Here is an 18,585-nt window from a genome sequence, read left to right on the forward strand (position 1 = left end):
CGCAAGTAACGCAATTGCTTAGGACAACACGGGGCCAACCAAATCGAGAGCTAGCGATTTGGTCGATGCGAAGGCTAAATGGCTTTCTAAACCACATTGTTGCTGCTAGCTTCGAAGTATCGGATTACTGTTTTCATGGGTGGCTCCAGGGGAACACTGTTTGTGATGAAAGGGTACATTATGAAGAAATTTCAATTAGGTGCGCTCACTGCCGTCGCGCTCGTGATGGGTGTCACTGCTCAGTCGGCAAGCGCACAGTCGGCCAGCTTCCACGCTGACGCACAGGTCGGCTACAGCCGCTTCAGCGCTGCTGGCGACAAGGACGGCCATATCGGCTACGGCGCCGCGGTTGGCGCCGACTTCGACATGGGCGGCTTTTTCGTCGGTGGCGAGGGCACCTTCTGGTGGGCTCCTGCCGAGGTCAACACGATCGACGGCGCTGGCCTCGTCAATCACAAGACGTTCCAGGAATGGGGCCTGGGTCTTCGTGCCGGCGTGAACGTGATGCCGGGCACCAAGGTGTACGGTAAAGTCGCTTACGTCCGTAACGAGCAGCGCAAGCGTTTCACGCCGCTGCCGGGCGTGTGCGGTGGTAATGCTTGCCAGACCGCTGGTTACTACGACCACTACAAGGTCGGCGGCTTCCAGTACGCCGCGGGCGTCGAGCAGGCGATCACCAACAACCTCTACATCAAGGCCGAGGGCCGCTATTCGGACTATAAGTCCAAGCTGCACTCGGGCGGAACGCACACGGTCACCGGCTTGCTCGGTCTCGGCGTGATGTTCGGCGGCGTTGCTCCGGCTCCGGTCATGGAAGTTGCTCCGCCGCCGCCGGCTCCGGTCGAAGCCGCTCCGGCGACTCAGACCTGCCCGGACGGTTCGGTGATCCTGGCGACGAGCACCTGCCCGCCGCCGCCCCCGCCGCCGCCGGCTCCGGTCGAGCGTGGCGAACGCGGCTAAGCTTTAATAGCTTAAGCGAAAAAGGAGGGGCCGGCCCGCAAGGGCCGGTCCCTTTCTTTTGTCCTGCAGATCCCGCGGCCGTCACCCGAAGGTAAAGGCGAACGCCTCCGCACCCGGATCGAGAAATGTGATGGTGAAGGTCCTTTCACGCACCGGGCCCTTCATTCGCACCAGCTGGTAGAGGCGCTGTTCCGTGACTGTGCCGCTGCCGTCCGCGGCAATGTCGACCCCCGCGTCCGATCCGGGCGCCTGCCCGTCTAGCGTGACCCGGAACCGTAGCGGCTTTCCGGTCGCGGAGCCGAGCACGAGGTGGAGGTCTCGCGCCTGGAAGCGGTATGACAGCTTGCCGCCGGGTGCGAGTGAGCGAGCATTCTGGCGCTGGTCCAGCCAGCGACCCTCGAGAGCCCATTCGTTGAGCTTCAGCGGCGCCGCCGCGTAGCTCTTGACTACGTCTTTCGCGAGACCGCCAGGCGACACGAACCGCTCCGCCCGCCCATAGCCGACGTAGGTCTCGGGTGACCGCACCTGGCCTGACGCTCCGGCTTCCGCTCCTTCGCCGCCCGCCTTCGTGAGCCCTCCCGACGGGGGCCGTCCCGCCTCCGTGAGCAGCTGGCCGATAATCCGCTCGGCAAGCTCATACTGGCCCTCGCCATGGTGATAGTAGCGGATGCGGCCCCCGGCATCGACGAAGTAGTGGGCCGGCCAATATTGGTTCTTGAGCGCCCTCCAAAGGACGTAGCGGTTGTCGAGCGCCACGGGATAGCGGATGCCCAGATCCTTGATCGCCTTCTCGACATTTGCCGGATCGCGTTCAAACGCGAACTCCGGTGCATGAACGCCGATGATGACCAGCCCGTCGTTGCGATACTTGGCGTCCCACGCCTTCAAATAAGGCAGGGTGCGGATGCAATTGATGCAGCTGTAGGTCCAGAAGTCGATCAGCACGACCTTGCCCTTCAGCTGCCCATTCGTGAGCGGCGGGCCGTTCAGCCAGGGCCCAAGCTCGCCGAGGCTGGGCAGATCGCCAAGAGGAGGCAGGATCAACCGCCCATTCGCATCGGCGCGGACCGGCTGCTCCTCCATCTCCTTGCTCGCGCCAAGCCGCTTGGCGAGCCCGCTTTCGAGGCTCGCGGTCTGCGCGCTCGACAGCTTCGCCAGCACGCGCGTGTCGAGGCCGAGCGCAATTGCGGCCACGCCGACCAGCACAAGCACGCCGAGCACCTGGCGAATGCGTTCGCTCGTGCCCATCGACTTTTTCATCCGCGCGAACAGCTTGCCGCCGACCAGCAATGCCAGCGCCAGCGAGGTGGCTGCGCCCAACGCATAAGCGAGCAGCAGCAGCGTCGTATTGAAGCTTGCCCCCTGCAAAGCGGCGGCGGTGAAGATGATGCCGAGGATCGGCCCGGCGCATGGCGCCCACAGGAGGCCGGTCGCGACGCCGAGGACCAGCGAAGACCAGACGCTCTCCTTCTGCCCCTGTCTTTCCGTCAGGCGCGACCCAAGGGCCACCAGCGGCCGCATCAGCCGATCCGAGATTGACGGAAAAACCAGCGCAAGCCCGAAGAGGGCCAGCAGGACCAGCGCCGCCCAACGCCCGATCGCATTGGCCCGCACGGCCCAGCCGCCCCCGACCGCCGCGAGCGTCGCCACGAGGGCGAATGTCGCGGCCATGCCGGCGAGAAGCGGCAGCGTGCTGCGCACGAACGGCCGGTCGGCTCGGGCGAAGACGAACGGCAGCACCGGCAGGATGCAGGGGCTGACGATCGTCAGAAGGCCGCCGAGATAAGCGAGTAGGATGATGAGCATCGCTACCCTTTGCTCCTGCTCGCGGCGCTTTGGCCAATAAGTTTTCGGTATTGGAAGGTTCAGATGCGCTGAGGCAGGATGCGCTAATGGAAAACAGACGCACCGTGTTGGGGCTGATCGGCGCCGCAGCGACCAGCCTGCTGCTGTTCGGGCGCAGCGGCAATGCCGCCCCCGCGCTCCGATTCGCAATGACCAAGGCTCCCGCCGAATGGCGGCGGCAATTGGGACCGCAGCGCTACGCCATCCTCCGCGAAGCCGCCACCGAACGCCCCTTCTCAAGCCCGCTGCTGAAGGAGCATCGCAAGGGCACCTTCACCTGCGCCGGGTGCGGCCAAGCCTTGTTTAGCTCAGCGACCAAGTTCGAAAGCGGCACCGGCTGGCCAAGCTTCTGGAAGCCGCTTTCCGGCGCTGTTGCGACTCGCACGGACCGCAAGCTGATCATTGCGCGCACAGAGGTCCTGTGCGCTCGCTGCGGCGGCCACTTGGGCCACGTGTTCGAAGATGGCCCGAAGCCGACGGGCCTTCGCTATTGCATGAACGGGCTGGCGCTGAACTTTCGCGTCGCCTGACCGCGCTCAGGCGACGATACGGAGCTTCCCGCGGCTGCCGGGCGCCGCGTAACATACGACGCCAAGCTCTTCCTGAAGCCGGGCGAGCTCCCGCTCCTTGGCTTCCTTGCTCTGTTCGGCATAGCGGCGCTCGATGTCCGCTTCCTCGTCCGTCTGCTCGCGAAAATAAGCGATGGTCATGCGATGCCCGAATACTTCGTCGCCGCGGAGCCGGAGCTCGGCATCGGCATCTTCAGGCAGGCTGTCGCGCAGCTCGGCGAGCTTGTCGATCAGATCGTCGATGGACACATGGTCCGCGATATCGACAAAATCCTTTACCCGTCTTTTCATCGTTGACCCTCCCCGGCCCACGGGGCGTTTGAATACATGCCGTGCGAATCCACGCGCAATCGGCTTTTCGCGTTTATCCCCAACGAACTTGCCCTCCTGTGAATCATGGTGAAAGCCAAGGGACAGCCTAATGAGTGAGATCGCCCTTACCGCCGGCAAGCTCCGGCTGACGCTAAGTCCCTCCGTCGGCGGGGCTATTTCCAACTTCGAGTGGATCGGTCCGGCTGCCCCGCGAGGAATATTGCGCCGCTGTAACAATCCACTGGGAAATGTCCTCGAAGCCGCCTCCTTCCCGCTGGTCCCTTATGTGAACCGCATTCGCGGCGGCTGTTTCGAGTTTCGCGGACGCTCGGTCCGAATCGAACCGAACCTGCCCGGCGACCCAAGCCCGCTTCATGGCCAGGGCTGGCTCGGTCCGTGGGGCATCGATACTCAGGACGAGCGCAGCGCAGCCCTCGTCTTCCGGCACGACGCCGGCGAGTGGCCCTGGTCCTATCAGGCGCGGCAGGAATTCGTGCTCGACGACAGCGGCCTTTCTCTGGCGCTCACGTGCCGCAACGATGGCGAGGAGCCGATGCCCTGCGGGCTCGGCCAGCACCCTTACTTTCCGTGCGGGCCCGAGACCCGGCTCGACACGGCGGTCGAGAGCGCCTGGACTGTGGACGACAAGGTGCTCCCGGTCGACAAGGTCGCGCCGGAGGGCCGCTACAACCTCAAGGACCGTCTGATTTGCGGCCAGGACCTCGACAATGGGTTCGGCGGTTGGCGAGGCGAGGCGCGGATGAGCGACCCCGATTGGCCCTACGAGCTCCGGCTCACCTCACCGAACGCCGGCTTCTTCCAGGTCTATTCACCGCGCGATGGCGGAATCTTCGTCGCCGAGCCTGTCACCCACGCCAATGCCGCCCTGAATGCGCCCGAGCGGGAATGGCCGGAGCTCGGGCTGCGCATCCTCGAACCCGGCGAGGAGATGCGGCTCGACATGCGCCTCGACGTGCTCGCGAAATAGGCGCCGTTCAGGTTGAAGGTTGCGAGATGCGCTTATATAGCCTCGCGCCTTGAGGCCTCCCGGAGACGTGGGTGAGTGGCTGAAACCAGCGGTTTGCTAAACCGCCGTACGGGGATTTCCCGTACCGAGGGTTCGAATCCCTCCGTCTCCGCCAATTTGCTTTGTTGACAGCCAGACACCTTTGCTAAGGCAGCGCGTCTCACTAAAGGTCCGGGCCAGCCTTTGCTAGCACTGGCTTGCTTTCATCCATTAACCTGCTCTGAGGTGCGTTTACTCAGCTCCCCAAACGCCAGCCGCTCAGCAGGCGGAGCCCGTCTCGGAACCGAGCTGCGAGTGATCGCAACGTGGGTGGTAAATTTCGCTCATCGCCCCAGCCTCACGCCTGTTCGACGCGTGGCCAAGAGCCCAAGGCTCAAGTTATTCAGCGACGGATATCGCTCGTGAACCGCTCGCGTCCTCTGGCGCGTATGAGACGCGCGAGCGCCTCTTGTGCTGGAGGAACGCATGATTGCATCGCAGCAAACTTTGGGTCCGAGGAGATTGGCAGGAAGTTCATGGTGGGGTTGGCTTCGAAAAGGATAGGGTGGCCGTCGGAAGACAGCCCGAAGTCCACCCCAAAAAAGTCCAACTGAAGCTTCTCGGCTATCGCAAGGAGCGTACTCCGGACGGAAGCAGCCACCGCTCCCGATCCGCGCTGGTAAAAGGCTTCGGATTCGGCAACCAAATTGTCACGTGGAGCCATGAACCGCTTTCGATCGGCCATGTGGATGTTCCATGCGTCCGAAATGAGCAGATGTCGGAAGACGAGCTCTCCGCCGATGAGAAAAGCTCGGTACTTTCTGTACAGACCATCGGCGCTTCGGAAGTCGATGAATTCTGTGGCCGTAAACCCAGCAGCTTCAGCTCGAAGTTGTGGAATTTGATCGGGGTGGTCGAACAGTCCGATAATTTGCCCGCCATGAGAACCGGCGCGGCGTAAAATGACAGGGAACTTGATTTGTCGCCGCTCTTGAAGAGAACGAAGCATGGAGGGCGACGGAGCACGCACTCTGACCACCCGCGGCACTACCAGTCCCGCTAAACTCGCTAGCATCTGCGCTGTGCCGTTGCGCGTCGCGCGCAAGATGTATTCAGGGCGGTTCAAGACTGGAACGTCGCACCCCTTCAATGCCTTGGAAATGACGTTCAGCACCTTCGGGTTCTGGTCTGGATCAGTAACCAAGTTTATCAAAAGATCATAGGACGACAGACGATGCCTTCCAACCTGCCTAAAGTAGCTCTTGGCAAAATGAAGAATAAATGAGTTCGAGTTAGGTAGACCGATAAGTTTAAAAAGGTCGGTGCTGCCATTTAGATCAAAGTTAACAACCGTAGACCAATCCTGATGGTCATGCTTGTCAGACCCGACAATGAACGCAATCTTTGAAGCTCTACTCAATTTCGTAACCGTACATTGGGTTCACAGACTACTTTTCTCAGCGACCAATTAAGATATACGGTTGTTGAGCTAACGGTGAAGCCGATGGTAGTAGCCAGTTCAGCCTCTACCTCAGCTGCTGTCACATTTAGCCCGAAAAGAAGCTTGCTATACCGGCCCGCGGCTCGGCGCGATGGGAAACGCCAAGGCATGAGCACTGTCTCGTCGGCCAAGACGTTCATCCCGGCTTCGGCCAGCAGCGTGTCGAAATCCTCGTCCAGAAAGTGACCTTTGTGGCCGGTGCTGCTGTGTCGATCAACATAGCCATTTAGAAAATGCGCAGCGGCTGTCCCTGCCGCAACATCGGCAACGACGCAGATGCCGTTCGCGTCCACTAATCGCCTGAATTCTTTGAGAACAGGCAGTTTATCAGGTTCGTGATGTAGGCCAGCTAGGGAAACGACGCCGTCGAACGAAGCCGATGGGAGGGGCACCTCCGACAACTTTGCTTGCACCACCACCGCATCGCGACACTCTCGCGCGAAGTCTGCCGCTGGTTCAACGGCCGTGTAGCAGCAGTCTTTTGGAAGAAACGCGCTCAGATAGCCCCCTCCTGCGGGGATGTCGCACACTCGCTTTGCGCCTCTCGCCAAAAGAGGCGAGCAGACCGCCTCAAACTCGGCGGCGCGAGCATGTGGGCACATCACCATCGCGCGATGGTAAGCCGCGGCGCGTTCCGAGAAGATTTCTGCATAGCTGTCATACATTATTTGAAACCTATGGAATTGGAGGAAATCTATGCAATATCCGCAGTTTACGTCCCGCGTTGTACGGCCTCTCCAATTGCAGCATTCTAGATTGAGGACCTCTTGGCCGGTGAGCGGTGAAGTTCTCACAAGAGCTGGATCGTAGCACTCTGTCGGGGAGACGTCGGTGAGCGTGTACCCCGAAGCTTGATGTGACACGTCCTCTTTCGCCCAATTCGATATTCCGATTATGGCTTCTTAGGTGTGGCCGCAAACGCGGCGTAGACGAGTCGTTGTTAGCTAGAGAGTCCCGGCGCTATGGGCGCGCGCCCCCGTGAATGCCACCAATACCTCAACGGGCCAAGACTGCGCCGGTGGATGCGCTCAACAATGCGCGGGTAAAAGCGATCCGAGTTTCGAAGTTGGTTGGCATCGAAGAGAAACACGCCATCGAGCACTCGACGCCCATAAACCACTTCATGCGCCAGCATGTTAGGGTTGAGGAACCAGACATCTCCAGGCTGAAAGGCAATGGAATGCATCGGGTACCCGTGGGCACCGCTTTCATAACGGTCACCAAATGACGCGAGCGTCGTTTCACGCGTGAATACGCGCGCGTGCTGCCGAATTGTCCGCTGAAGCTTGGCAGTCCTATAGCAGTTTCCTGCCATATCCTCGAGGCTTCCGCCAATTCTCCAAATTCGCGGGAACTTGTCAATGTTCACGAAGGCTCTCAACTGAGTGCAATCACCTGCGTGTTCTGGGCTGTCGAAGTGCATGTTGTGCGCCAACATTTCGGCAAGATTGTATATGCAGTAGCGTTTAGAGTACTGATAAAATGGAAATAGCTGGTCGGATATCTGCAGCAGCTCCGCGTTAGCTGCCCGCACCGCCGCCTCAAACTGCTCAAACGGTACACCGCTAGCTTCCACACCTTCCTTGGCCGCCTGCCATTCGAATACCCTCGGACCCTCGCCATGGAGCGCTTCGTCGATATGCAAGAGCAGCTTGTTCCGTCCTCGCACGTTGGGCAGCACAACTTTATTGAAGACATCTCGTCCTGCTCGAAACCGGTAGTTTTTCACCATGATCAGATCGCCGTTTTCGTACCAATCGGTTAGCTCCTCGGCTTGGGCGCCGGTCTGCCCTGCATACCTTTCAAATTCGACGACCCGAATACGATCCGGGACACGTGGGTTCATTACGATCTTTGCCATAAGAGCTCTTTTCAGAACCGCTGCGCGAAACGTTTGATAGTTTCGATCAAGGATGGCTGCTCGTTCGGTTCAGGGAGACCGGCCATGAACCTCCGCATAGCTGCAATCTGAGCAGGCAGCGTGTTCGCTTGGACAAGGCACTGTCGATAAGGATATTCATAATGGGCGCTGCACAGCAAGCTGCCGGCTTGAACTTGGTGAGCAACGAGCGCCGAATTCGTTAACCACACCTCTCCAGGCTCGAAGTCGATGATGTGCCGCGGCTCATCGCAATGATCGCGATTAGAACCGAATGCGGCGTGGTTCAGGTGCGAGTTGAATGTGTATGGATCATCCGTCCAATCGCCCAGTTTCGCTGACTGCCAATAGCGCTGCGCGTAATGGCGCCAGTGACGAGCAACGCCCCATCGTCGTGCGGTCGTGCCCAGATTGACAAACAACCGCACCTGAGCGCTGTGATTCGAATTTGCCAAATTGTCGATGTGCATGTTTTCATAGACGATTGGCTGAAACTTCCACGCGATGAACGCGGTTGAGAAGTGATGGCGCCCGAACAGCCCTTTTACCAACCGATCGACCTGGCTCTCGACACGTTTGACTTCCTGACGAAACCTTGCGCCGTAGGCAGGGTCCGGCGGGAAGTTGTCGCCGATGAACCCGCTCCAGACCGATGAACGCTTCTCGGGCACGCCCCTGTTCCACTTGGTGAACACGTATTTGCCTTTGCGAACGTCCTTGCGGTCCATCGGCCGAATGCGGTCAAAATACCTGAAATCAGCGTTGATCCTCACATCGCTGAGAACGACTACCTCACCGCGCTCGAAGCACTCCCGCACTTTACGACGTTGCCGCGACGAGATGAGCTTGATGTTTGGCGGAACCTCCGGATGTAAGACGATCTGAGCCATCACCATCTCCCGAACGACGCCGACAAGCTGCGCATGTCGCCCTCGCGGGGCTCTCGCTGACTGGCGCACCTCACCATTCATTCATTTCAGAATTGCTGAGCGCAACCCCTTAAAGGGAAGCAGTTCGTGTCAATGCTTCAGGCGCTCCTATCGGACGCTGCTCGGCGCAATCGGCACCGCGACCGAGCAGGATTGTGTCGACGCGGGCGCCGGAGCCGACCAGATCTACGCCGGTTAGGATGACATCGTCGATGGCGGGGAGGGTTTCGATACCGCCTACATCTTCGACATCGGGGGCTACGGCGGTGACCAACGGCGATACGGCGACCCTATTCGCCAACCAGCCGTTTGTCGCCGGCGGCGGAACGCTTGCAAATGTCGAAAGCTTCGCGACCGTGGCGCTTACGTCATTCAACGACAGCTTGGTGTTCGGCAACCAAGACGCGAAGGTCACCGCCTACGCCTGGCACGGCAATGATACGCTGATCGCTCAGCAGGCGAACGTTGAATTCACGGCGGCACGGGCGACGACTTGCTCGTCGGGGGGCCCTGCCGATCACTTCCTCTCGGGTGAGGACGGCAACGACCGGCTCGTCGGCGGCCAAGGCTTTTACAGCTTCTCCGGCGGCGCAGGAAACGACCGCTTCATCTTTGTGAATGTCGATGACGATTGCGATAACATCAACGACTTTGACGTGCAGCAGGATATGATCGATCTGTCGGTCATCGACGCGAATCTCCAAGCAGCCGGCGATCAAGCGTTCACCTTTACCGGCAACGCCAGGTTCCCGGTCATGGTGGAGAATTGCGAGCCGCGAACGAGAACCGCAGCTATGTTCTGTACGGCGACGTCGACGGTGACAAGATTGGCGGACTTTGTAATCGATCTCGGCGTCTCAAACAGCCTGACCGGCTCCAACTTCATACTTTATTAAAAGGGGACGAGAGGCGGACTCCGGTGCCGAGCAGGACGTGCGAGCGTGCGTTTGTCTAGCGATCAGCGAGCCTAAACCGCTGTCTGGGATCATGTACGCTGCTTTAGTATGAATTGGGTTGAGCTTAGCACGAGGACTTCCGCGGGATCGCCCGAGTAGGAACAGCATGGTCTCTAAGCGCGCTGGCTTGCCGGAGCTGCCTAACTCCGTGCAGCGGCCGTGCGGTTACGGCTTCACCTAGAAGGTTTCTGCTTAGGCCTGCTATCCACCTATTTCAGACCTGGGCTGAGCGACACAGGCAAGAATGCCTCAGGAGCGTGCAGCGCTTGCGAAGCTTCGAAGCGCGTGCGAATCCGTTGTACATGGCTCACCATAACGTCGATTCTGCGGATGACGTCATTGTTATGCGCGGCAGTCCTGATTGGCTTCGATTGGATTTGTCCGAAACTCGGCCGTTTTTGCGAGCGCATAACCTTCCCGAAGACCTGCTCGAACAATTTGTGGCGCTGTGGGACGGCGCGATAATCCCGGACTACCGCACTTTTCGCGCCCAGCTGAAACATATTTCCTTGGCCACGGTCGACCAAGTCAGTGGCGCATTGGCGATTCACCTTCGAGACATTGATCACCGAGATGTGCCGCAGCGAACACGGATCGCCTTCACGGACGATGACGACTGGTTCTCACCCGCCCTGTTTGCAGATCTCCCGCGCGCAGCGGTAAATGGCTACCGATGGGGCTCATGCCGCATCGGGTTCGACTTCGATCCAACTGCGCCCAACCCTGCGATCATCAGCCTTCGGCCTCTTTCGGAAGTCGTGTACACAAACAATTACGCAGTACAGGCGCTTGATGGCATCGATGAACTTCGAAAACTGTCTGACCATCGCCAGGCAAACAAGCGATTTCGTGAAAAAGCATTCGAATGCCTGAGCTCACCGGAGTATCTGTCGTGCGCCGTTAAACACCCCTGCAGTACGGTTGCAGCCCTCCATCTACTGCGAGATGCGGCATTCGTGAATGACCCCTACGCCGTGCTAGTGCGTTTTGTCACCGAACTAAACGATGCTGTAATCCCGGCAGGCGCCGAATGGATCGGCTCTCCGCTTCGGGAATTACGTTCAGCCGTAAGCGCGATGAAACCACGCTTCCGAAAAATTCGATCCGCCGCCCTCTTTAGAAATTAGCGGCACAGATCTGTTCTGGCACTCGAGAAAATGATTCCGGAACTCACGCTAGGTATACTGGTAATCTCGCGAATTTAGAAGCCTGAGTTGCCGAGTCGCGCGCCCCTAAGGCTGCTTCTTAGATCACCAAAGTTACTATTCGTGGATAGAGTGCAATGAGAAGACTGATAGTTGGCGAGGCAGCGCCCTGGTTCGACGGTCGGGAGGTAGCCGGCAATCCTCGCTTTGCATTCGACCAGGCGGGGGGTCGATGGGTCCTGCTGCTGTTCGCCGACACCATGGGGGATGACCGAACCAGATCCGCATTCGAGTGGGTTATGCATAACCGCACGCTCTTCGACGATCGCAGAACTGCATTCTTTGGCATAACGACAGATCCACAGGACGTTGCGCAACGCCGTGTAACGCAAGAGCTGCCTGGCATCCGGTGGTTCTTCGATGAACACCGCTCGGTTTCGCGGGCCTACGGTGCGGTCGCCGAGAGGGAGAGTTTCGAAGAGTACCATCCCCACTGGGTGTTACTTGATCCTACGATGAGGGTTCATGCCGTTGCCGATTTGCAAGACGCTCAAGATATCATTGGTTTGATGCGGACTGCTGCAGAAGCTGGCTCGATCCCCAGCCCGCAAGCTCCTGTGCTAATTGTGCCTAATATCCTGCCGCCAGAAATGTGTCGCCAACTAATTGCGACTTTTGAAACTCGTGGAGGCCGCAAAAGTGGCTTTATGCGTCAAATTGGCGACCGCACCCATCTCGTCGTGGATTCGCGCGCTAAGCGGCGGAGTGATTACAATATTGAAGAACCGCAACTTCGAGCGGCCTTGAAAAGCAGGATCTCACTTGCACTGCTGCCGATGATTTATCGTGCATTTCAGTTTAAGGTAACCCGTATCGAGAGGTACACTGTGGCTAAGTATGATGGAATCGAAAAAGGTTTCTTCACGGCTCACCGCGACAACACCACAGCTGGCACCGCTCACCGCAAATTCGCATGCACCATCAACCTAAACTCAGATGATTACGAGGGTGGAGACCTGTGCTTTCCGGAGTTTGGTCCGAAGAGATTCAGAGCTCCCACTGGAGGTGCTGTTGTGTTCTCCTGCTCGCTGCTCCATGAGGCACAGGCGGTGACGCGCGGATCGCGCTACGCGTTCCTGCCTTTCTTTTACGATGAAGCAGGAGCGGAACTTCGCAAGAAAAACGCTGGCTCGATTTCACTTGAGGTGCCATCGTAAAGGCCGTTGTGAGGCAGGTCGCCACGAATGACATTGAGCTCGCCGATCGCCTGCGAACGTTCGATGGTCACGAACTACGACATGAGCGGCTTAGGCGATCTCTCTCTCCTTGGCCAAAAATCGTCATCACCTGTCAAGTACGTTTCACTGGTGTGCTTGAGAACGGCACTCCCGCCATTCGCCAACTGGGCCGTGCCTGCTGGAGCGGCTCGCGTACCTCTCTCAAACGAGTCGTTTACCACTTACGTTTCGAACAGCTCTTACAACTTAGACAGCTAGCGCGCATCCTCCCGAGCCTTGCAGAGCCTCAACGGCGTGACGGCCGGGGCAACCCCACCACAGAGGCTTAATAGGACCAACCGGGATCCCGCATCTGCTTTGCCGCATCTACGAAGAGCACGAGCTTCATGTACTGTTATCGGCTTCCGGTGGACACAGAGTGCCTGGCGCTGCCATCGTGCCCCCAGCCACTTTCTGGTTTTCACCTAGTAAACTCGAACGCTTGAGTCTGTTTGTTGCCTATTCAGAAGGTTAGCGGCTTAGGTCAGATTTCGAGGCGAATTAGGTGGCACCCGTTAGGCAGACGTTGAGCAGCCGGAGTGCTGCTGCTGATTACTACATTTGAGAGCGGCTCGATTGCAGAGGAAGAACGATCAAGCCGCGTTTTGGACACGCAAGCAGCCAGGACGGCAGTTGATCCTTATAGTCGCACTCGAAAACGTGCGGCGTACAAAAGGTCCGAAGAACGGGCGGCCTGGTGCGCATACCAGGCCGCCCAACGCACAGGTATAGAGCGACGTGCTCAGAACAGCCGAGCTGCTAAGTCCAGGGGGAGAAGCTGACCGGGGGAGTGCCTCATGAGCTATCCTGCCGCGAACACGAACCAGCGGCAGTCCAGTTCTCTCAAGCGTTCGGTTGCACTCCTACTCGCCGTTCGCGAACGATGCCGCAGCTCCGTTGTAGAATGCTCCGAGCTGTCGTCTTGATCTCCTTCGCCCCAGTCCCCGTCATCGTCGTCCCAAGGATCATCCCTCTCGCCGGACAGATCCTCGACCTCCACGTCCCGGGCGGACCGTCCGCCTCAGGTAAACTGCGGCTGTTCTCGTCGCTTATGCCGTGCTCATCACTGCAAGAGCCGTCCTGCACACAAAAGCCAGCTTTGTCTTTCTGCTCCGTTACGTGAGGACCGCCTTCGCTAACCTCATGCTCGTCGTTGTCATCGCCGTCGTGGCGTCGATCTTCGTAATAGTCATCATCGTCATCATCGTCATCATCGTCATCATCGTCGAAAATTCCGTCCTGTTGCCAAAGGGCAATATTTTCGGCCGTAATCCAGCATTCCTCTCCGTCAATGTCTTCTGTATGACGCGATCTAAAGGCATCCAACGCTACCTCGAACTGCGACAGTTGGAGCAAAGCGTCACTCACTTGCAAGTCAGCATTTACGTCCAGGTCGTAGAGGTACTTACCTTCTGGCTCGTTCCGGAGAACGGCTATCAGATCGGTAAGCACCCGATTGATCATATGAGCCTTTGCCGAAGTTAGGATCGCTTCGGGCTTTTTCTTCGAAAGCTCGCGGACCTCAGACATGACGGCTACAAAGACGGGTTCTGTGTTCTCGATCGCATCCGCGTTCAATTTCGTTGTGACGTTCTTGAACTTCATAACAGTTCTCCTTAGCGAGACTTCCTGAAGCCATCGGGTGAGAGCTTCTTCCGACACTAAATTAGGAAGGGGCTGCAGTTATCGTCCGTCGCGAGAAGGCGAGGGCACGGGTTTTCGAACGCAGCCGTTTCCTGCTCGTAGCGAACGGCGCGAAATGTCCGGATTGGATGGTAAGCGGAAGTTAAGTCGCGAAATTGAGAAAAACGCAGTGGCGGTTGCAAAAACCAACGCGCGGAGCCCATATCCAGACCGTATTTGCGTCATGGAGAGTTGAATGATGGCGACTGTCACGGGCACCAACGAGAACGACCTGTTCATCAGCAATTTGGAGCAGACCACCTACGATGGGCGCGAAGGGTCGGATACGGTCGACTATCGCAATGCCGGGGGCTTCGTTTCAATCGACCTTGCCGCCGGCCATGGTCCATTCAGCGACACTTACATCAGCATTGAGAACGTCAGAGGCTCATCGTTCGGCGATCTGCTGAAGGGCGACGGCGGCGCGAACACGCTAATCGGCCGCGGCGGGACTGACACGCTGAGCGGCGGCGGCGGCAACGACACTCTCTATGCTGATGCATCGGGGACACTCGACGCGGGTACCGACAGGGACTTGCTCGACGGCGGCGCCGGCGACGACGTGATCTGGGCCGGCAGCGACGATTACGTCAACGGCGACAGCGGCTTCGACACGTTGCTGCTGTCCTATGCGGCCGCGCCAAGCACCTACCCGCCGGGCTATGGTGTCACCAATGGCTACGATCTCGACACGATCGACATGCTCAACCAGCAGTTCGGCAGCTACCGCAACATTGAGCTGATCTCTCACCTTTGGGGCAGCGCCTTTTCGGACACGATCAAGCTGGCCACCCAGCCCGGCAGCATCACCGTCGAGGCAGGGAGCGGCAACGATGTCGTTTTCGGGCGCGACAGCACCGTTACCATCTACGGCCAGGACGGCTTCGACCAACTGTTCGGCAGCAGCACCGGCGACGTGCTGTCCGGCGGGGCCGATGGCGACCGGATCATTGGCAACGGTGGGGGAGACTGGCTGGACGGCGGCGAGGGCCAAGACATCATCTCGACAGAGATGGAGATGAGCTTCGACAACTTTGGTGCGCAGGACCACGTGTTCGGCGGCGCTGGCGCCGACCAGATCTATGCCGGCTATGGCGACATCGTTGATGGCGGCGAGGGCTTCGATACCGTCTACATCTCCTACATTGGCGGGACTACCGGCATCTCCAATGGCGATACGGCGACGCTGTTCGCCGGGCAGCCGCTAGTCGCCGGCGGCGGCACGCTGATCAGCGTCGAAAGCTTCGCGACGATGGCGCTCACCTCGTTCAACGACAGCATGGTGTTCGGCAATCAGGACGCAAAGGTCACCGCATACGGCTGGCATGGTGACGACACATTGATCGCGCAGCAGGCGAATGTGGTCTTCTACGGCGGGACTGGGAACGACCTGCTCGTCGGCGGCCTAGCCGATGACTTTCTCTCGGGCGAGGACGGTAACGACCGCATCGTTGGCGGGCGCGGTTTCGATTCCTTTTCCGGCGGAGCGGGAAGCGACCGCTTTATCTTCGTCAACGTGGATGACAAGCGCGACTACATCAACGACTTCGAAGTGCAAGCGGACGTGATTGATTTGTCGGCAATCGACGCGGACCTGACGGCGAGCGGCGACCAGGCGTTCACCTTCATCGGCGGCGCAAGCTTTTCCGGGCTTGGCGGAGAAGTGCGGGGCGCGAACGAGAACGGCAGCTACGTCCTGCTCGCCGACGTGAACGGCGACAAGGTCGCCGATTTCATCATCGATCTTGGGGTCGCGCCTGCGCTGAGCGCTACGAATTTCGTCCTTTAGTAAAATGAGCACGAGGGCGCATCTATGCGCGCCTCGGCAGCGCTGGTTCCGGCTTGTCTAATATGGGTGGAAAGCAGACGTTAGCCGCACGCGCCGTACTTTGAATTTCAGTCGGCTGCAGAGGTTTTGGGAGGAACGCTGCCCTCTTGTTCAGAGACCACTCTCGTCGAAGTCAGTGTCGAGGGCTTCTGCCCAACTCCTAAGGCAAAAAGCTACACGCAACAGATTGTTACCCTGTTTCATACCCCAGTGGGAGTGCAGCCCTTCAAAAATGACGAACCGCCGGCCGACTGCGGTGCCGCAAGAACAAAGCGGCAAAGCAGGTAAACTGGACGACGCTGAGTGAGGTGGGGACTGTGTGACAGTAAGAACAAAAGCGACATTGGCTCCGGTACTTGAGGCAAATTGCCAAGCAGCGCGTTGTCCGGACGCCTGAATGACCGAGGGACTAGTGAGACCGCCCTCTACCGCAAGCGCGCGATATTGAGGGAAGATCGTCACGAGCGCGGTAACTAACATCACGCGGACTCATTTCAGCAGTGGCCGCTGCGACCTTCACCGGCTCAAGAAAAGTAGCAGAAACCCTGCAAAGTAGACGAGAACGAGCCAAGCAACGATCAGGCCCTCAGAAACGCCTCTGCCCTGACTCGAGACGGGCTTCTTTTCCGGCGAGAGCGAGCCCCGGAGATCAGACGTGTAACTGCCGCGTGGAGCGGACTGTGCCTCGCTCGCCGTCTACAGCGGCTTGTCCGCATTATAGCATGCGGTGGGGCGAGCCTGTGAGCGGCTCGTGCAAGCTAGAACAGGAAACTGCCGCCGAACCCGACATAGGCGCCCGGCTTGCGCGCTTCCTGATCGCGAATGCCTGCGGACAGCTGGATCTCGGTGGCTTTGGCGATCTGGGTGGAGGCAAAGACGCCGGCGCTCCGCGAATTGTAGGCCGGATCGCCCTGAATCGTGCCTTCGACCCCGATGCGTGTTTGCTTCTCTCGATTGACCAACCGCCCAACGGCCGCCCTGGCGAGGTAAGCGCCATGTTTGACGCCGAAACTACCAAGATAGGTAAGTCGCCATTGAGGGTCCAAGTTGAAGGCACCGTCCGCCTGGAGGCCCAAGTCCCAGCGGGTGCCTTGCAGCTCATTCTTAGGATCGGCCGGAGACAAACTCGTTTTGGTTACGCGTGGGCCTACGGACAGGTTCGACCAGCCGAAGTTTCCGGACAATTGGTACACCAGCGCGGCTTCGCCACCCCGATAGCGCCCGCGGATCGACGTCCCATTCTCCGCATACCTGTAGTTGCCAGCGATTGCAGTGCCGCGCACGGCAAGACCACGGCCCAGGGAGGCGCCGGGGAGCGAGGCGACTGCTCCGACATAGGCACTGTTCCCCTGCCCAAGCGACGCGCCCGCGAATGCGACACCGCGATAGTCCTGCGCCTGTGCGGTTCCCCCAACGCTCCAAGCAAGCGCACATGCTGCCAATCCGTACAACCGCACAAACTTCCTCCCGAACATTCCCGCCGGCACCGCCTGTAGACGGCACCTGTCGCGAGCACTAACGTTTCCGAGCGTCATAATGGCTGCGAGCGAAATTCCACTCCGAATTCTTGTCGTCGAGGATGACGACATTGCGGCTGCCTACCTGGCGCTGCACCTCGAGCAGCTTGGCTGCCGCGTCGAGATCGCTGCCGACGGTGAGGCGGGGCTCGCCTCTTTGAGATCCGCAAGGTTCGACGTCCTGATCACCGACTGGATGATGCCCCGGATGAACGGCGTTGAATTGATCCAGCTGGCGCGGGGTGAGGTCGATCACTACCTGCACGTCATCCTCATCACTGCCGCGGGCCACGAAAGGACGATGAAGACGGCGCTCGATGCGGGTGCCGACGATTTCCTCTACAAGCCGATCACGCCCGTGCAGCTGGAGCTCGGCATCACCACCGTCCGCCGAGTGATCGAGCTTCAACAGCGGCTAGCTCGCCGCAATCGCTCGCTCGCGTCGTCGATGGTCCGGATCCGCCAGGCCTATAAGCAACTCAAGGCGGACGTCGACGCCGCCGCGGCAATGCAGCTGAGCCTGATCCCCGGCGACGGCGTTACCGGCGAACTGGAGCATGCAGCTTTCATCCAGCCATCGATCGAAATGGGGGGGGACAGCTTCGGCCTGATCGAGCTGCCTTCGGGCACCTTCTTCTTCGCAATCGACGTGTCCGGCCACGGCGTGCCGGCCGCGCTCAACAGCTTTGCTATTCACCAGCGTCTCGTGAGCCTTGCACGTGGCGGGCTCAGCCTGGTGGCGATCGCCGAGACGATCAACCGGGAACTCCTCGATCAGCCTGGCGATAGCTATGCGACTGCCCTCCTGTGCAAAGCGCGCGGTGGAAAGATGCAAGTGCTTCGCTGCGGGCACCCTCCACCAGTGCTGCGGCAAGGTACGCGTTGGCAGCTGGTGGAAAAAGGGAACATGCCGTTAGGGCTTTTCCCCGACGCCCCGTTCGCTGCCGATGAGATCGAGCTCGACGTAGGCGACCGGCTTGTCTGCTACAGCGATGGCGTGATGGAAAGCGGCATGGACGAGCTCGCGCTGGTCCGATTCTGCGCGGACGCTACTTCGCTGACGGTTGATGCGTTCGTTTCCTCCATGAGGCTCGAACTGGCCAGGCGGCGCGGCGACAGCCCTCCGCCTGACGACCTTTCAGTGCTGGCCGTGCAACGTTGCGAGGAATAGCTGCAAA

General features: G+C 59.3%; 16 protein-coding genes and 1 tRNA gene. 9 read left to right on the forward strand and 8 right to left on the reverse strand.

Annotated features, from left to right (window positions below; all coding sequences use genetic code 11):
• Window positions 1–180 precede the first annotated feature (180 nt).
• On the forward strand, window positions 181–960 hold the full coding sequence (locus VIL42_04000) for an outer membrane beta-barrel protein (GenBank protein ID HEY8592012.1): 780 nt from the start codon (window positions 181–183) through the stop codon (window positions 958–960).
• Between the two features lie 81 nt (window positions 961–1,041).
• On the opposite strand, the gene VIL42_04005 is transcribed toward VIL42_04000, so the two are convergent.
• Entirely contained in the window at window positions 1,042–2,766 is a 1,725-nt protein-coding gene (locus VIL42_04005) for a cytochrome c biogenesis protein DipZ (GenBank protein HEY8592013.1), read from the reverse strand.
• Between the two features lie 86 nt (window positions 2,767–2,852).
• On the opposite strand from VIL42_04005, the gene msrB reads away from it, so the two are divergent.
• Entirely contained in the window at window positions 2,853–3,335 is a 483-nt protein-coding gene (gene msrB, locus VIL42_04010) for a peptide-methionine (R)-S-oxide reductase MsrB (protein ID HEY8592014.1), read from the forward strand.
• Window positions 3,336–3,341: 6 nt separating this feature from the next.
• Here msrB and VIL42_04015 read toward each other — a convergent pair whose 3' ends face one another.
• Window positions 3,342–3,665: a hypothetical protein gene (locus VIL42_04015; GenBank protein HEY8592015.1), complete on the reverse strand. Its 324-nt coding sequence runs from the start codon at window positions 3,663–3,665 to the stop codon at window positions 3,342–3,344.
• A gap of 130 nt (window positions 3,666–3,795) precedes the next feature.
• On the opposite strand from VIL42_04015, the gene VIL42_04020 reads away from it, so the two are divergent.
• Together VIL42_04020 and VIL42_04025 are read left to right on the forward strand one after the other, a co-directional pair.
• Complete coding sequence (locus VIL42_04020; GenBank protein HEY8592016.1) at window positions 3,796–4,674, forward strand: aldose 1-epimerase; 879 nt, start codon at window positions 3,796–3,798, stop codon at window positions 4,672–4,674.
• 61 nt (window positions 4,675–4,735) lie between these two features.
• Window positions 4,736–4,828, forward strand: a tRNA-Ser gene (locus tag VIL42_04025).
• Window positions 4,829–5,095: 267 nt separating this feature from the next.
• Here the strand turns inward: VIL42_04025 and VIL42_04030 are convergent.
• From VIL42_04030 to VIL42_04045, 4 genes are all read right to left on the reverse strand, one after another.
• Complete coding sequence (locus VIL42_04030) at window positions 5,096–6,112, reverse strand: hypothetical protein (protein HEY8592017.1); 1,017 nt, start codon at window positions 6,110–6,112, stop codon at window positions 5,096–5,098.
• Window positions 6,109–6,858: a class I SAM-dependent methyltransferase gene (locus VIL42_04035; protein HEY8592018.1), complete on the reverse strand. Its 750-nt coding sequence runs from the start codon at window positions 6,856–6,858 to the stop codon at window positions 6,109–6,111. The genes VIL42_04030 and VIL42_04035 overlap by 4 nt, the downstream gene beginning before the upstream one ends.
• Window positions 6,859–7,133: 275 nt before the next feature.
• Entirely contained in the window at window positions 7,134–8,054 is a 921-nt protein-coding gene (locus VIL42_04040; GenBank protein HEY8592019.1) for a Kdo hydroxylase family protein, read from the reverse strand.
• 11 nt (window positions 8,055–8,065) lie between these two features.
• Window positions 8,066–8,962 (reverse strand): hypothetical protein, encoded by an 897-nt coding sequence (locus tag VIL42_04045; protein ID HEY8592020.1) that lies wholly within the window; start codon window positions 8,960–8,962, stop codon window positions 8,066–8,068.
• A gap of 305 nt (window positions 8,963–9,267) precedes the next feature.
• Here VIL42_04045 and VIL42_04050 point away from each other — a divergent pair, with 305 nt between their 5' ends.
• From VIL42_04050 to VIL42_04060, 3 genes are all read left to right on the forward strand, one after another.
• Window positions 9,268–9,897, forward strand: coding sequence for a hypothetical protein (locus VIL42_04050; GenBank protein HEY8592021.1), 630 nt, complete (start codon window positions 9,268–9,270; stop codon window positions 9,895–9,897).
• A 362-nt stretch (window positions 9,898–10,259) separates the two neighbouring features.
• Window positions 10,260–11,084 carry a hypothetical protein gene (locus VIL42_04055; GenBank protein HEY8592022.1) on the forward strand — a complete coding sequence of 275 codons (825 nt, stop codon included), beginning with the start codon at window positions 10,260–10,262 and terminating at the stop codon, window positions 11,082–11,084.
• 155 nt (window positions 11,085–11,239) lie between these two features.
• Window positions 11,240–12,319, forward strand: coding sequence for a 2OG-Fe(II) oxygenase (locus VIL42_04060; protein HEY8592023.1), 1,080 nt, complete (start codon window positions 11,240–11,242; stop codon window positions 12,317–12,319).
• A 903-nt stretch (window positions 12,320–13,222) separates the two neighbouring features.
• Here the strand turns inward: VIL42_04060 and VIL42_04065 are convergent.
• Window positions 13,223–13,984, reverse strand: a complete 762-nt coding sequence (locus VIL42_04065; GenBank protein ID HEY8592024.1) for a hypothetical protein — start codon at window positions 13,982–13,984, stop codon at window positions 13,223–13,225.
• 274 nt (window positions 13,985–14,258) lie between these two features.
• Between VIL42_04065 and VIL42_04070 the strand changes: the two genes are divergently transcribed.
• Window positions 14,259–15,851, forward strand: coding sequence for a calcium-binding protein (locus tag VIL42_04070; GenBank protein HEY8592025.1), 1,593 nt, complete (start codon window positions 14,259–14,261; stop codon window positions 15,849–15,851).
• Between the two features lie 797 nt (window positions 15,852–16,648).
• Here the strand turns inward: VIL42_04070 and bcsS are convergent.
• Window positions 16,649–17,341, reverse strand: a complete 693-nt coding sequence (gene bcsS / locus VIL42_04075; GenBank protein ID HEY8592026.1) for a cellulose biosynthesis protein BcsS — start codon at window positions 17,339–17,341, stop codon at window positions 16,649–16,651.
• An 85-nt stretch (window positions 17,342–17,426) separates the two neighbouring features.
• Between bcsS and VIL42_04080 the strand changes: the two genes are divergently transcribed.
• Window positions 17,427–18,578 carry a SpoIIE family protein phosphatase gene (locus tag VIL42_04080; protein HEY8592027.1) on the forward strand — a complete coding sequence of 384 codons (1,152 nt, stop codon included), beginning with the start codon at window positions 17,427–17,429 and terminating at the stop codon, window positions 18,576–18,578.
• Window positions 18,579–18,585 lie beyond the last annotated feature (7 nt).

This window comes from Sphingomicrobium sp., assembly GCA_036563485.1.
Taxonomy (GTDB): domain Bacteria; phylum Pseudomonadota; class Alphaproteobacteria; order Sphingomonadales; family Sphingomonadaceae; genus Sphingomicrobium.